General features: G+C 42.2%; 16 protein-coding genes. 9 read left to right on the plus strand and 7 right to left on the minus strand.

All coding sequences use genetic code 11. The annotated features are described in order from the left end of the window. Positions 1 to 4: 4 nt before the first annotated feature. From BLP33_RS17390 to BLP33_RS17410, 5 genes are all read right to left on the minus strand, one after another. A complete protein-coding gene (locus BLP33_RS17390) occupies positions 5 to 1,060 on the minus strand; it encodes an ATP-grasp domain-containing protein (RefSeq protein ID WP_090531429.1) in 1,056 nt (351 codons plus the stop codon). 2 nt (positions 1,061 to 1,062) lie between these two features. Further along, entirely contained in the window at positions 1,063 to 1,305 is a 243-nt protein-coding gene (locus BLP33_RS17395) for a PqqD family protein (protein ID WP_090531431.1), read from the minus strand. A 72-nt stretch (positions 1,306 to 1,377) separates the two neighbouring features. Then, a complete protein-coding gene (locus BLP33_RS17400) occupies positions 1,378 to 1,755 on the minus strand; it encodes a response regulator (RefSeq protein WP_090531434.1) in 378 nt (125 codons plus the stop codon). Positions 1,756 to 1,859: 104 nt separating this feature from the next. Beyond that, complete coding sequence (locus BLP33_RS17405; protein ID WP_090531436.1) at positions 1,860 to 2,555, minus strand: LytR/AlgR family response regulator transcription factor; 696 nt, start codon at positions 2,553 to 2,555, stop codon at positions 1,860 to 1,862. A 10-nt stretch (positions 2,556 to 2,565) separates the two neighbouring features. Beyond that, positions 2,566 to 3,759: a sensor histidine kinase gene (locus BLP33_RS17410; protein ID WP_090531438.1), complete on the minus strand. Its 1,194-nt coding sequence runs from the start codon at positions 3,757 to 3,759 to the stop codon at positions 2,566 to 2,568. Positions 3,760 to 4,314: 555 nt separating this feature from the next. On the opposite strand from BLP33_RS17410, the gene BLP33_RS17415 reads away from it, so the two are divergent. Beyond that, a complete protein-coding gene (locus BLP33_RS17415; RefSeq protein ID WP_090531440.1) occupies positions 4,315 to 5,040 on the plus strand; it encodes a GNAT family N-acetyltransferase in 726 nt (241 codons plus the stop codon). Between the two features lie 79 nt (positions 5,041 to 5,119). Then, positions 5,120 to 5,785: a Type 1 glutamine amidotransferase-like domain-containing protein gene (locus BLP33_RS17420; protein ID WP_090531442.1), complete on the plus strand. Its 666-nt coding sequence runs from the start codon at positions 5,120 to 5,122 to the stop codon at positions 5,783 to 5,785. A gap of 19 nt (positions 5,786 to 5,804) precedes the next feature. On the opposite strand, the gene BLP33_RS17425 is transcribed toward BLP33_RS17420, so the two are convergent. Next, positions 5,805 to 6,416: a hypothetical protein gene (locus BLP33_RS17425; protein WP_090531443.1), complete on the minus strand. Its 612-nt coding sequence runs from the start codon at positions 6,414 to 6,416 to the stop codon at positions 5,805 to 5,807. 23 nt (positions 6,417 to 6,439) lie between these two features. After that, complete coding sequence (locus BLP33_RS17430; protein ID WP_090531444.1) at positions 6,440 to 7,159, minus strand: 2OG-Fe(II) oxygenase; 720 nt, start codon at positions 7,157 to 7,159, stop codon at positions 6,440 to 6,442. Between the two features lie 115 nt (positions 7,160 to 7,274). Here BLP33_RS17430 and BLP33_RS17435 point away from each other — a divergent pair, with 115 nt between their 5' ends. The 7 genes from BLP33_RS17435 (at position 7,275) to BLP33_RS17460 (ending at position 13,274) form a co-directional block, all read left to right on the plus strand. After that, the gene (locus BLP33_RS17435) at positions 7,275 to 7,628 is read left to right on the plus strand and encodes a DUF488 domain-containing protein (protein WP_217633184.1); all 354 of its coding nucleotides are present in this window, start codon (positions 7,275 to 7,277) and stop codon (positions 7,626 to 7,628) included. A gap of 97 nt (positions 7,629 to 7,725) precedes the next feature. Next, the gene (locus BLP33_RS17440) at positions 7,726 to 8,577 is read left to right on the plus strand and encodes a methylated-DNA--[protein]-cysteine S-methyltransferase (RefSeq protein WP_090532023.1); all 852 of its coding nucleotides are present in this window, start codon (positions 7,726 to 7,728) and stop codon (positions 8,575 to 8,577) included. A 288-nt stretch (positions 8,578 to 8,865) separates the two neighbouring features. Further along, on the plus strand, positions 8,866 to 9,189 hold the full coding sequence (locus BLP33_RS27195) for a hypothetical protein (protein ID WP_139160014.1): 324 nt from the start codon (positions 8,866 to 8,868) through the stop codon (positions 9,187 to 9,189). Then, positions 9,171 to 9,836 carry an ATP-binding cassette domain-containing protein gene (locus tag BLP33_RS17445; RefSeq protein ID WP_175490048.1) on the plus strand — a complete coding sequence of 222 codons (666 nt, stop codon included), beginning with the start codon at positions 9,171 to 9,173 and terminating at the stop codon, positions 9,834 to 9,836. Before BLP33_RS27195 ends, BLP33_RS17445 begins: the two co-directional genes overlap by 19 nt. Positions 9,837 to 9,897: 61 nt before the next feature. Then, positions 9,898 to 10,872: an aspartyl protease family protein gene (locus tag BLP33_RS17450; protein WP_090531448.1), complete on the plus strand. Its 975-nt coding sequence runs from the start codon at positions 9,898 to 9,900 to the stop codon at positions 10,870 to 10,872. A 1-nt stretch (position 10,873) separates the two neighbouring features. Beyond that, positions 10,874 to 12,307, plus strand: coding sequence for an early set domain-containing protein (locus BLP33_RS17455; protein WP_175490049.1), 1,434 nt, complete (start codon positions 10,874 to 10,876; stop codon positions 12,305 to 12,307). Between the two features lie 181 nt (positions 12,308 to 12,488). Then, positions 12,489 to 13,274: a PhzF family phenazine biosynthesis protein gene (locus BLP33_RS17460; protein WP_090531452.1), complete on the plus strand. Its 786-nt coding sequence runs from the start codon at positions 12,489 to 12,491 to the stop codon at positions 13,272 to 13,274. The last annotated feature ends 8 nt before the right edge of the window (positions 13,275 to 13,282 follow it).

Here is a 13,282-nt window from a genome sequence, read left to right on the forward strand (position 1 = left end):
TAAATTATAATTCGCCAAACGCCGAAATCTGCTGAAAATCGGCGATGTCGGCGATATGGTCCCACGAATACCGGACAAACAGTTTTCCGGCCTGGTAATCGGCATAGGGTTCAACGGTTTCACCCATCGCTATTTTAGCCAATGCCGCAGGCTGGTTTTGGCCTGCGGCGGCAGTTAAATAAACCCATGCCGGAAACCGGGGGTTAATTTCCAATATGTATAAATGCCCTTCTGCATCGCTCATGACCTCCATTTCGTAGCCCCCTTTCCAGTTGCTTGCGCGGGCAAAGTTGTCGGCCAGTTGGGTAAGCTTATCATCTTTAATGGTAACGCCCGCCCAGGCCTTCCCTTTATCGGTAATATAAAGCTTGCGCATAGCCACCAAGCTGATGTTGTTGCCATTACCATCGCCAAGTGCCGCGATGTTGATTTCGTTGCCCTTGATGTATTGCTGGGCTATTACCGGCACGCCCCAGGCTGCATACAATTGATGAAAGGCTTTCAATGCCTGATCCATCGTGTATACAACATAAGCCTCATAAAACTTGCCTTTTATTACCATAGGAAAGTTGAACTCATCAGCCGCTTTTTTAATATCGTCGGTAGTGTAAAGCTTATGATCGGCAGGCACATAAAAGCCATTTTTTGTGCCGAAATTTTTTAGGTTCAGCTTATCTCTTAACGCCAGTTGCTGATGTGTTGGGAGATAAGTTGCTATGCTCATTTGCTGCAATTGGGGCGCTATCTTTATAAAATTGAACAGCTCCGAATCAAAGTTGGGGATAATGAGATCAAGTTTGTCCTGTCCGTTTATATATGCCAAACGTTCAACAAGGGCTGTCGTACCTTCGGTTGGATAGGGGATCTGGTAAGTTTTATTTACCCACCCCCGCAGATAAATCCCGGGCTCCAGCGACTCATACGACAGTCCAATTATGCGCAAATTATCTCCAAAACACTCTTTTAAAGAACGGATGACCGCCATCCCAGGACCCGGATTGTCATTGGCATTAAGCCCGGTAACAGCAATACATAAATCAGCGTACTTGTTTGGCATCATCCTTAAATTTCGAGCAGGTTTGCTTCTTTTAGCTGCAGCATCCAATTATCCCAATCCCTGTTAAGCTGGCTTTCGCTCACTTCATATCTGCTCAGAATATCCTGCTTGATATCATCTTCGGTTTTGCCGCTTTTCATAGCCTCAAGCAGTTTTGCCGCCATACCGTTACCGGAAAATGAATCGCCGGTGGCAGGGTTAAAAATAAACCCGTTTTCGCTGGTGGCTATGTTGCTCTTGAGTTTCATTTTATAAGTGCAGAGTTGTTTAATTAATAAAAGCTAAACTTAGCAGGTTTATATGAGTTTACAAAACCAGCTTCAGGATGCCATCAGGTATTCTATCCTTGATGCAAGCACTTCCATATCCAGCGGTTTTACAAACAAGGCATCGCATTTATAAGAGTCGGCCTGTGCTTTTTTTGTTTTAAAAGCGGTTACAATAATGATAGGTACATTGCATAGTTGCTTATCGTCCTTAAAGTCCCGGCAAACCAGTTCACAATCGTTATCTACCAACAAATAATCCAAAATGATCAAATCCGGATTAATCATTTTAGCTTTATCATATATAGCATTAGGGTCAAAAGTTAAATGCACATTAAAATCACCATAGTACATAATGTCATCAATTACCGATAACATCCGGCTGTTTTTATCAAGTACTAAGATGGTTTTTTTATCGCCTGCTGTTTTCATGACTTTAGGGGATTAGTATCAATTTTAATAATATAAAGTTGAGGCTATTTAAGGGGTTGTAAAATAATGTGTCGTTCAATGCCTTTAATGTGCCGATGAATTGATTATTTGTGCCAGTCTTTGATAAAATCGGTATAGTTTGTACCTACAGGAAGCTCTACGTTGGTTAGTTTTACCTTGCGGTTGTGGATAGACCTGATCTGATCACGCGCTACCACGAAGCTGCGGTGAATGCGGATAAATTTTGATGCAGGCAGTTTTTCAATTGCACTTTTCAGGGGCATCAGTGTTAGTATGGGTTTGGCTACGCCCAGCATATGGATCTTGATGTAATCCTGCATGCTTTCAATGTATTCAATGTCTTTAATGTTGATCTTGATCAGTCTGTATTCTGAATGCACATACAGGAAATCGCTTTCATTTGGGGTATTGGTATGTTTGTACTGGTAATAGCCAATTGCCTTTTGAACCGCTGTGCCAAAGCGCTGGTTATTGATCGGTTTCAGCAGGTAATCAACCGCTTCCAGTTCGTAACCTTCATATGCATAATTTTTGTAGGCAGTGGTAAAAATAATCATTGGCTTATCAGTCAATGATTTTACCAGGTCGATACCGGTAATATCAGGCATGTTAATATCTATGAACAGCACATCCACCTTGTTCATTTTCAGGTATTCCCCGCCCGATATCGCATCCTCAAAAGTATTAACCAATGTTAGCGCGGGATATTCGGCTACATATTTTTCAATTATTTGAAGGGCCAGCGGCTCATCATCAATAGCTACACATTTTAATTGCATTATAAATAGTTTAAGCGTTAATCTCCAATTCAACAATGTAATTACCATCGGCCACGCTAATGTCAAGCCGGTGTTTGTTAGGATAAATATGTTGCAGGCGCTGGCGGTTATTGGCAATGCCGATCCCTTTCCGTTCGGTGGCAGGTCGTTTTTCGAAAATGGTATTTTTACAGATGAACAGCATTTGGTTGCCGTTTACCCTTAAGCAAATATTAATAACTGATGGCTGGTGTTTACTTACGCCATATTTAAAAACGTTTTCAATAAAGGTCATTAGTATCAGGGGCGGAATTTTTTGATTGTCAATCTTGCCCGAAACTTCAAAATCAAGCTTTGTTTTTTTGCCGAGGCGCAGGCGTTGCAGATCGATATAATCATTGATACAATCAATTTCGTTTTGCAGCAAAACAAAATCCTCCGTTACCTCATCGGTTACATAGCGCATGATGTTAGAGAGTTTCATGATGCTCTCGGAAGTATGCTCGCTATTGGTGACCGATAAGGCATAAATATTATTCAGCGTATTGAATAAAAAATGAGGATTGATCTGGGCTTTAAGAAAAGAGAGTTCGGCATGGGCTTTTTCGGCCTCGGCACGGGTAACCATCTGCTCGGTAAGCTGCCATTTTTGAACCGTGGCAATGGCAACGCTCAGCCCCATCACAATGATAAAAATAAATAAGCCTACCATATCAATATTACCGGATTGATGAATGAAAATAATTCGGTTGGTGGGTTTAAGGCTGGGATCCTGCATCCGCAGATCTTCGTGCGGCAACGGGCCGAAAGGCATATTTTGCTGATCAGGTGCTGAGCTGTCAATCCCCGTTGGTGTAATTTGCGGTCCTATAGGCTGCGGATTGGGGGCTGTTGTTGCTACTGGTTTATTCCCTTTAATGAGATTGTGAAGAAGCAGGTTATCAAAAGGCTGCAAAAAGTAAACACAGCCTGAAAGTAATAGCACAATAATCCCATACCAGAGATATCTTTTACGGAACACGAACTTTGGCACCAGGTACCAGGCGTTCAGGTAAAACATAAATATATAGGTGAGACAAAACAGCCAGTAGTAAGGCGAAAACAGGACGGCATAGGTGCCGGCGCTGCTTTGCTGTGTGCGGTTCATGAATAATAGCGGGAACCCTAAAAACACAAGCCAGCCTGCAGCATGAATAAAAAAAGTGGTTGCTTTTGAGCGGATCATTTTATTTTAAGATTCTTTTATTCATAAATGCCGAAGCCACTGGCTGGCACATATTTTAGCGTCTAATTTAAAAAAAGCACCTGTACATTGCACAGGTGCTCCATCTATACGAAAAAAACTATAATTCAGTGTCCCTGCTTCTGAATTATAAATCAAAGGTGAAGATGAGTGGGAGTTTTAACAACCATGTGTCGGTGAACCGGGAAATTGTATAGATGAACGAGGTAGCGGCGTGTTTTACCTAAAAATAGGGATGAGTGGATTATATAAGAAAGCCCCCTTGCACTCGCTGCTTGGGGGCCATCACCTAAACCTTATCACTGATCAAATTATTATTTGATAGTGTAAAAGTAGCCGTGAGGCTTTAATATGAAATTTTGTACCGACGAATTAAAGGATTGAATGGATGGAAGAGGCTTTGCAAACTGTTTGCATCTGAAAATACTGTTGGTTGATATCGAAATATGGTTTAGAACAGGAATTCCTTCGGCTCCGGTACTACTAATTGTTGTTATTTGGTATATTTATGCTTAGTAGTTTAATTTTAACGTGCAAATGAAATTTGACGTCGTAAAAGTACAGGAAGTAGATATTGAATCGCATCGCCGGTTATTTCTTGCAGAAGCAAAATTTCAATTTGTGTATAACAAATGTCATGGTGCAGGTTGGGTAGACACTTATCTTTTTAAGGATAACGACATCCCCATTGGTTATGGTTCGGTATGGGGAAAAGATAAACGCGAGGAAAGGGATACCATATGTGAGTTCTTTTTAGATAAACCTTTCAGAAAGCATGCCAGGCAGATCTTTGAGCTATTTATAAAAGCCTCGGGTGCCGGCTTCGTAGAATGCCAAACCAATGATATCTTACTTGCGGGTATGGCGTTTGAACTAACAAAAAACATCAATGCCGAGGCTATTCTGTTCGAAACGGCTTTTGAAACGGCATTTGCAATAGATGATGCGCAGTTTGTAAAAAGTAAAAATGCAGACGAATGGAATGCTTACAGTATACAAAAAGATGGTGAAGTTATTGCTACAGGTGGTTTTATCTGGAATTATAATTTCCCTTATATCGATATTTACTATGAAGTAAAGGAAGATTTAAGAAGACAAGGATATGGCGTTTTCCTTATGCAGGAGTTGAAAAAGGAAGCCTACCGGTTAAATAGGGTTCCTGCAGCCCGGTGCAACGTCAATAATCACGCTTCTAAGGCACTTCTTCTGAAAGCCGGCATGCGGGTGTGCGGCTACATTATAATGGGTGAAATAATCAAATGAATTATTTATAAGCCCGGTTACCTTTTGAATTATATTGGTAACCTTAAGCTTATTACGCAAAATCACGATATAAACAAATATGAAGCTGCTTCTCACTTCTGCCGGTATAAGCAATATGAGCATTCAAAATGCGCTCATTGAACTACTGGGCAAGCCAATTGCTGAGACGAATGCCCTTTTTATTCCTACCGCGATATACGCCATTCCTAATGGCGGCGACATAGTACGAAGGGTTATTTGCGGGTCCTTAGGTGATCCCTTTTGCCAATTAGGTTGGAAATCGCTGGGCTTATTGGAACTTACCGCTTTACCCAGTATCAAAAAAGAATTATGGGTTGATATGCTCCGGGAAACCGATGCTTTACTGGTAGGTGGCGGCGACTGCCAGTACCTGACCTATTGGATGCAGCAATCCGGCCTGGCAGAGCTGTTGCCATCGTTATTGCATAAAATGGTATACGTAGGTTTAAGTGCCGGCAGTATGATCATGACCCGGTTTGGCACAACCTATGGCAACCATGTGTTACCGGCTAACAGTGATAAGTCGCTGAATGTTGTTGATTTTGCTATTCACCCTCATTTAGACTACGAATGGTTCCCTGAGAATTCACTGGCCAATATTGAGAAACTGGCTGCTTCCACACCTGTACCATCATACGCTATTGACGATCAAACCGCCATTAAAGTTGTCGATGGAGTAATTGAGGTTGTTACCGAAGGACATTGGAAATTATTTAATCCCTGATATTTGTTAGCATTATAAGTTAAATACTCATTTGCGGTGCATATCCTGCTTTAAACATATTCACAAAAGAACGGGGAGTTAACACCTGCAGTTTATCCACATGGGGTAATGCTATTCCTTCTTCATATCCCACGGCGCTCCACAAGTGCAACTCGTCATCTTTAAGCAAATATGGCCGCCCCTCATGAATCACAAAAGTTCCGTTTGGCAATGCCCTTATATTTTCGTCATAAGTAACTTTTGACTTATCGACGGTAATTCGCTCGGCCTGTAAAATGTCATCTATTTTGGATACTGGTGTTTTCATATCGAAACCATATTGCGGGTTTCCTTTTAGCCAAAACTGTTTGAACTTTTGATGGTCTTTATACCGGCATTGAAAGCAAGGGCGGTGCCCGGCCGAAAATGCGGTAGCTTCGTCAAGGAAGAATAGTTCCGTCCACCGGTTGGGCTGCATGATTTCCCGATGGCGGCCCCTGAACTCCAAAACGCAAGTTATCCATGCTTTGATTTTAAAGGGGCGTACTATCTCCTTGCACTCGTTATGTATTACGCCGCGGTTACCGAGCCAGGCGCCACGTTCGGGAGTTTTAATGAGTTGGCCAAATGGATTTACGCGGTTCTGCAGCATCGGTTAAAATTACATCAATGTGTTTAAGAAAGTGCATCATGAAATATAATGCCCAGGCTATGGCGCTTACCGCTGTGAACCGGGCTTACTCCATGTTTCATATTTACCCTGTAATAACCTTTGCTGCCTTTTACCGGCCTAAAGTTAGTGGTAAATAAAACCATATCACCCATGTCTGGAGTAAGTACATTAACTTTTGATTGTGCCCGCGGAATTTGCTCGGTGATTACAAATTCGCCGCCGGTATAATCTCTGTTGTGTTGATCGAGCATGAAAACCATTTGGATGGGGAAATATACCTCGCCGTAAAGGTCCTGGTGCAGTGTGTTAAATCCGCCTTCTGTGTATTGCAATATCAGGGCTGTGGGTTTGGTTTGCCCGGCTTCATGGCTTAACTGTTTCATTTCTTCATGGGTGCCGGGGAATTGTTTGTCAAAACCAAGTTCATTCATCCATTTATTGGCCACAGGTACGATGTACGAATAAACGCTCTCCCTTAAATCGGTTATAATTGCAGGAAGCGGGTAATTATAATATTTGTATTCGCCATATCCAAATCTGTAGCGCTCCATGTTGACGGTTTTGCGGTAAGCATCTGCGTCATAATCGCTGATTAATGTATCGCAGTAGCGTTCACGTAAAACCTGTTTAACAATTGCAAAACCCTTGTCATGTAATGTTTTATTAATTTGATCCCAATCAAGATTTTTGATACGATCTTTAAGTGTTTGTTCCGGTGTCATTTTTGTTATTTTGAATAGTATCAAAACTATCGTTAGTAAGATTGGTGGGCAATCCGATTCTTGCGGAATTTATACTTTCGGTTCCATCGAAGAAAAAGTATTAAAATACATTATCATGAAGATTAAACTTAAACGGGTTTATGAACCTTATACCGAGGCAGATGGCGTTAGGGTTTTGGTGGATCGCCTTTGGCCGCGGGGGATAAAAAAGGAAGACCAACGAATTGACAAGTGGTTTAAAGATGTAGCTCCATCTAACGAACTAAGAAAATGGTACAACCATGATCCTGAAAAATTTGAAGCCTTTAACCAAAAATACCGCGCCGAAATTGAGGGTGCAAAGGCTTTGGATGAATTGGTAGATTATATCAGTCAGCATAAAACAGTGACGCTGGTGTTTTCTTCAAAAGAGCCGAAATTAAATAATGCGGTAGTTTTAAGCAAGATAATCGAAGAGCATATCGCCTGAAAACTCCGCAAGAATCGGATTGTTGAGCATAGACGAGGCTGGTACTTTTGTGTTATAAATACAAAAAACACAATTGAATTTATTAAAAAAAGGCTTTATGAAAACTCAACAAGAGATAGATTATACCCGCATAGCCGACGCGATTGGCTTTTTCAGGGAGAATTTTAAGGCACAGCCTAAACTGGACGAAGTTGCGGAACATGTTAATTTAAGTCCCTTTCATTTTCAACGGATGTTTAAGGATTGGGCAGGGGTAACCCCAAAACAATTCCTGCAGTATTTGAGTGTGGAGCATGCCAAGGAAATATTGAAACATGAAGACGCTAATGTTTTTAATACCGCGATGGAGACAGGACTTTCGGGAGGTGGCCGACTGCATGACCTTTTTATTAAGGTAGAAGGTATGACCCCTGGCGAATACCGTAACGGCGGAGCCATGCTGCATATCAACTATTCGTTTGCAGATACACCTTTTGGTAAGGTGATCGTAGCATCCACTGCTAAAGGGATTTGCCACATGGCGTTTGTTGATGAGGGCGAAGAGAAAGCATTGGAGCAACTGAAGATAAGTTTTCCTAACGCGGTATTCAACCAGTTGGTTGACAGGATCCAGCAGAACGCCCTGTTTATTTTTACGCAGGATTGGAGCCGTCTGGACGAGATCAAGCTGCATTTAAAAGGAACCGATTTCCAGATCAAGGTATGGGAAACATTATTGAAAGTACCTGCCGGCGGATTGACCACTTATGCCTCACTTGCCAGAAAAGCAGGCAGCGAAAACGCTTATCGCGCAGTCGGCACAGCGGTAGGTAATAACCCCGTAGCGTTCCTGATCCCTTGCCACCGGGTAATCAAATCAACCGGCGAAATCGGTCAATATCATTGGGGCAGTACCCGTAAAAACGCAATAATAGGCTGGGAAGCAGCGCTAAAGGATCGGGTTGAATAAGGTTTGTGAGCAAGGGGATTATGCAATTCCCTTCAAGCGTCCGCGCTCACATAGCAACGCTAAAATAAGCGTGGACGTAAACATGAAAATGAGCATTTCCCGTTTTGCAGGTGGAACAACACATCAGTATGGAGTAAGTGCTGGCTCATCAAAAACTGTGTCTGCAGTTGCTGCATCGCTGAACCCATCCGCCAGGAGAATCTGCAGGTGAATAAAATAGAAATATCTATGGGGAAAATTTTAAGCCACAACCTGCGTTATTTTAGCTCACCTGTCATGAATAGCTGAATGCGTAACACCATAAAAATCACCTGGTATTTTTATAAATCGATGTTGTTATGGTGCATGACCATCAACATGATCTGCATCTACTATTTGTTTCGCGGAGAGGTTAATATTGTAGAATCATACATTTTTAAAATAATGAGTTATGGTTTAATCATCGGGTTCCGGTATTATAATTACAACTCAACTAAAACCTTCTTCTACTTCCGTAATGCAGGTTACGGGATCGACAGATTATACCTGTACGCCCTTACGTGCGATGCCCTGGCCTACGGAATACTGTTATCGCTCTTAAAACTGGTAAAATATTGGGTCAGTATATTTTAAAAACCGACAGCGTTCACCTCGAGTTTGATGGACGCAAGATTTTACAGGATATTTATCTCGATTGCCGCCAGGGCGAGGTGGTAGGTTTGCTTGGCCGTAACGGCTGTGGCAAGTCATCGCTGCTGCGGGTTATTTTCGGTAGCCTAAAGCCAACTTACAAGCACGTCAGCATCGACGATAAACACATTTATAAAGGTTATGACGATGGTCGGGTAGCTTATTTGCCCCAGCACAATTATCTGCCGCAAAGTATAAAGATCCAAAGCCTTGCTGGTACCATTATCGATCCTCAATTTACTGATGAATTTACCTCATTGTCAATTTACCAGGATCATCATCACAAAAAGCCCGGCCAGCTATCCGGCGGAGAACTCAGGCAATTGGAAACCCTGATGTGTATTTACAGCCGGGCAGATTTTATATTGCTCGATGAGCCATTTACTCATGTTTCGCCGGTGCAGGCGGAAATGTTTAAGGGTATCATTCGTAAATGCGCTAAGGTAAAAGGTATCATTGTTACTGATCATCAGTATTATAACATTCTTGATGTAGCTGATAGGATAGTCCTGATCACTGACGGAAGCACTAAAGCCATCAAAAGTCCTGATGATCTGGTCAGGTACGGGTACATCAGTCACATTATTTAATTGTTAGACTGTGTAACTTAAGGCATAAAATGAGGGTCTATTAGGTATAGTATTTAATACGATGCCTAAGGTTTATCTGTTGATCTTTTTTTTAGTTTTCTGTTGCTTCAGTGCGGCGGGCAGCGAGAAAGTGACTATCAATGGCATCACCTTTAAAAATGCAAAACCCGATCCTGATCCATCGCCCACCGGTGATTTTAAAACTTTAGTCATTCCGATAAAAAGGGCTGGGAACCTAATTCTTATTGAAGCTCAGATCGATACTCTTGAAGGCAACTTTGTACTGGATACAGGCGCACCCTATCTTGTTTTAAATGAAACCTATTTTAGGGATCTGCCACACGTGGCTGAACAGGAATCTGCCGGGATTAACGGGGTTGCCGGCAGCTCTTTTACTACTTATATCCGTAATTTTAACATCCTCGAATTGCACTATCCAAAGCTCCGGGCCGATGTTACCGACCTATCATCTATCGAAAACGGTAAGCGGATCAAAATATTGGGATTGCTGGGTACCGGGCTATTTTCCGATTTCGCGATTACCGTTGATCTTTTCAGAAATACGTTATACATCCAAAAACTTGATGAGAATGGTAACATCCCCGAAACCGAAAAGGTATTTCACGATCGTTTTATGGTAAGTCCTTTCCGTATGCTCAATGATGTTATTTTAATGAAGGGTACTGTTAACGACAATGCGCTTTGGTTTGCTTTTGACAGCGCCGCCGAAACCAGTTTACTCGACTACCGGCGTTCAAAAAAACTGGTTCCTGATATGGAGGTTATCAGCCGCTCAAAAATTATGGGTATTGGTGGCACTTCCATCGAGGTGATTTATACGCGCTTTGATAATTTGGTTGTCGGCGACCGAAAGTATATGAAAAACCGTATTTTAATAACCAATCTCGAAAAAATGGGGAATGCGTATGGCTATAAAATTGATGGTGTTTTAGGATATGACTTTTTTGTGCGCGGCATATTCACCATCAACTTTGTTAAAAAAGAATTTGAAATGTACATTTACAGTAACCAGTAATATGAAAAGGCGCGGGCGTATAGTTATTGTTTTTTTTGCGATGGTTTGCGTGGCCATTCAGGCAAGAGCACAAAAGCGAAATAACCTGATCATGGGCAGGGATAATCTCGTACTGCTTATTGATATGCGCTCATCCAAAACAGAAGTGGATAGCTTGCTCAGAAAAGCCGGGTTAAAAGATGCAAATGCCGCTGCTGTTTTAAAAGGCGATTTTACCGCCCTGAAAAAAGACGGCTGGGCAATGGCCGGAAAACGGGGAAATATAATAGAGTTCGACAGGCCGCTTGAGACCCTTAATCTTAACCCGCAAGCCACCCCTTACCTGATAACTACTAAAATAGATAACAATGATAATGAGTCGCCGGGGTATCCGGCTGATGTTAACTTCGGTATCAATAACTTTGCTAAAGTCACTGTTCATGAATTAGCATCTGGTTTAACCCGGTTCTTTTTGCCTGGGTATGCCCAAAGTAAAAGGGTACTGCTATCAGGCAACTTCAATAACTGGAGCACCCTTAAAGGTATCATGGCCAAAACCGACAGTGGTTGGATTGCCGACATAAAGCTGAAACCCGGCAAGTATGAATATAAATTTATTGTGGATGGCCATTGGATCAGCGACCGTTATAACAACCTGATGAGCGATCATGACGATAATTCGATATATTTTCGTTATAACTACACTTTTAAGTTGAACGGATATGCCAATGCCCGTAAAATAACACTGGCGGCGAGCTTTAATGATTGGGACGCTAACAATATCGTCCTCGAGAAAAGTCCCAAAGGCTGGCAAAAACAGCTTTACCTGCACGAAGGTACACAGGCATATCGTTTCCTGGTTGATGGCAAATGGATCACCGACCCGGCTAATCCCAATAAGATCCAGGCCGCTGATGGATATACAAACTCAATACTGAACCTTGGCGAAACGGTTGTGTTTAAGCTTGATGGTTATACCAGCGCAAAGAAAGTGTACGTAGGCGGAAGCTTCAATAATTGGGAGCATGGCTTGATCCCGCTTACCAAAACCAAAACGGGCTGGGCATCGTCCTTAATTATTCCGCCGGGCAATTATGGCTATAAGTTTGTTGTGGATGATAACTGGATCACCGACCCCAAAAACCCTCGTAATATGATGGAGGGCGGCGTTGTTAATTCATATATTTCGGTGAAGCCAAATTATACGTTTAAGCTAAGCGGTTTCAATAATGCTAAAAAGGTTCATTTAGCGGGCAGTTTTAACAACTTTGATGATTTTGGTTACACACTTGCTTTTAACGGTAAAGAGTGGACGGTAAGTGTTTACCTGAAGCCAGGCAAGCAACTATACAAGTTTATTGTGGATGGTAAATGGATGATAGACCCTGGCAATAAACTTTACGAACCTAACCAATATAATTCGGGTAATTCCGTTTTATGGATCGAACAATTATAGAAGCAGGATTGCAAGAATCAAGATACAAGAATAAAGAAGCAAAAAAAATAAAGAAGCTGGATAAGAAAGATCTTGATTCTCATAGTCTTGCATCATGATTCTCGTATTCTCGCATCTTGGTTCTCATATTTTTGCATTTTGACGCTCACCTCGTTATATTAGCTAAAATACCATATCTGTTATGACCATCCCTATATACCAGGCCGACGCATTTACCGATAAGCTTTTTGGCGGTAACCCGGCGGCAATTTGTCCGCTTAATGAATGGTTGCCCGATGTTACCATGCAAATGATAGCCATTGAAAACAACCTTGCCGAAACCGCTTTTTTTGTGAAAAACGACGATGGTTATAAGCTTCGCTGGTTTACGCCCGAGTATGAGATAGATCTTTGCGGGCATGCTACCCTGGCATCTGCTCATATTCTGTTTTCGGAACTGGGCTATGAGGGTGATATCATTCATTTTGAAACTGTAAAAGCCGGAACGCTCACCGTAAAGCGTGATGGCGATAAATATACGATGGATTTTCCATCGCGTCCGCCAATCCCCATTGAGGCGCCGAATGGATTAGCCGAAGCGCTTGGCGAAAAGCAACCGGTAGCATTTTTGCGCTCGCGTGATTATTTCATTGTTTATGAAACCGAGCAGGATATCAGGGAGCTTACGCCCGATTTCTTCGCCATGTCAAAAATGGATACGGTAGGGATCATAGCTACCGCACCTGGCGAAAACTCTGATTTTGTTTCCCGCTTTTTTGCGCCCGGCGCAGGTATTCCTGAAGATCCGGTTACCGGATCTGCACATTGTAACCTGATCCCGTACTGGGCAAAACGCCTGGGTAAAGATACGCTTCATGCCTATCAGCTCTCAGCCCGCCGCGGCGAACTTTGGTGCGAGCTTAAAGGTAACCGCGTGTTGATGAGTGGCAAAGCGGTTACTTATTTGAAGGGGGAGATAAGGGTTTAAATTATAAA

Origin of the sequence: Mucilaginibacter sp. NFR10, assembly GCF_900100445.1 — a bacterium.
Taxonomy (GTDB): Bacteria; Bacteroidota; Bacteroidia; order Sphingobacteriales; family Sphingobacteriaceae; genus Mucilaginibacter; species Mucilaginibacter rubeus.

Excerpts from the sequence above, each read along its gene's own strand:
- BLP33_RS17395 (WP_090531431.1), bottom strand. The coding sequence starts at position 1,305 with ATGAAACTCAAGAGCAACATAGCCACCAGCGAAAACGGGTTTATTTTT.
- BLP33_RS17450 (WP_090531448.1), top strand. The coding sequence starts at position 9,898 with ATGCCTAAGGTTTATCTGTTGATCTTTTTTTTAGTTTTCTGTTGCTTC.
- BLP33_RS17425 (WP_090531443.1), bottom strand. The coding sequence starts at position 6,416 with ATGCTGCAGAACCGCGTAAATCCATTTGGCCAACTCATTAAAACTCCC.
- BLP33_RS17405 (WP_090531436.1), bottom strand. The coding sequence starts at position 2,555 with ATGCAATTAAAATGTGTAGCTATTGATGATGAGCCGCTGGCCCTTCAA.
- BLP33_RS17400 (WP_090531434.1), bottom strand. The coding sequence starts at position 1,755 with ATGAAAACAGCAGGCGATAAAAAAACCATCTTAGTACTTGATAAAAAC.
- BLP33_RS17415 (WP_090531440.1), top strand. The coding sequence starts at position 4,315 with ATGAAATTTGACGTCGTAAAAGTACAGGAAGTAGATATTGAATCGCAT.
- BLP33_RS17455 (WP_175490049.1), top strand. The coding sequence starts at position 10,874 with ATGAAAAGGCGCGGGCGTATAGTTATTGTTTTTTTTGCGATGGTTTGC.
- BLP33_RS17440 (WP_090532023.1), top strand. The coding sequence starts at position 7,726 with ATGAAAACTCAACAAGAGATAGATTATACCCGCATAGCCGACGCGATT.
- BLP33_RS17460 (WP_090531452.1), top strand. The coding sequence starts at position 12,489 with ATGACCATCCCTATATACCAGGCCGACGCATTTACCGATAAGCTTTTT.
- BLP33_RS27195 (WP_139160014.1), top strand. The coding sequence starts at position 8,866 with ATGCGTAACACCATAAAAATCACCTGGTATTTTTATAAATCGATGTTG.
- BLP33_RS17435 (WP_217633184.1), top strand. The coding sequence starts at position 7,275 with ATGAAGATTAAACTTAAACGGGTTTATGAACCTTATACCGAGGCAGAT.
- BLP33_RS17390 (WP_090531429.1), bottom strand. The coding sequence starts at position 1,060 with ATGATGCCAAACAAGTACGCTGATTTATGTATTGCTGTTACCGGGCTT.
- BLP33_RS17430 (WP_090531444.1), bottom strand. The coding sequence starts at position 7,159 with ATGACACCGGAACAAACACTTAAAGATCGTATCAAAAATCTTGATTGG.
- BLP33_RS17410 (WP_090531438.1), bottom strand. The coding sequence starts at position 3,759 with ATGATCCGCTCAAAAGCAACCACTTTTTTTATTCATGCTGCAGGCTGG.
- BLP33_RS17420 (WP_090531442.1), top strand. The coding sequence starts at position 5,120 with ATGAAGCTGCTTCTCACTTCTGCCGGTATAAGCAATATGAGCATTCAA.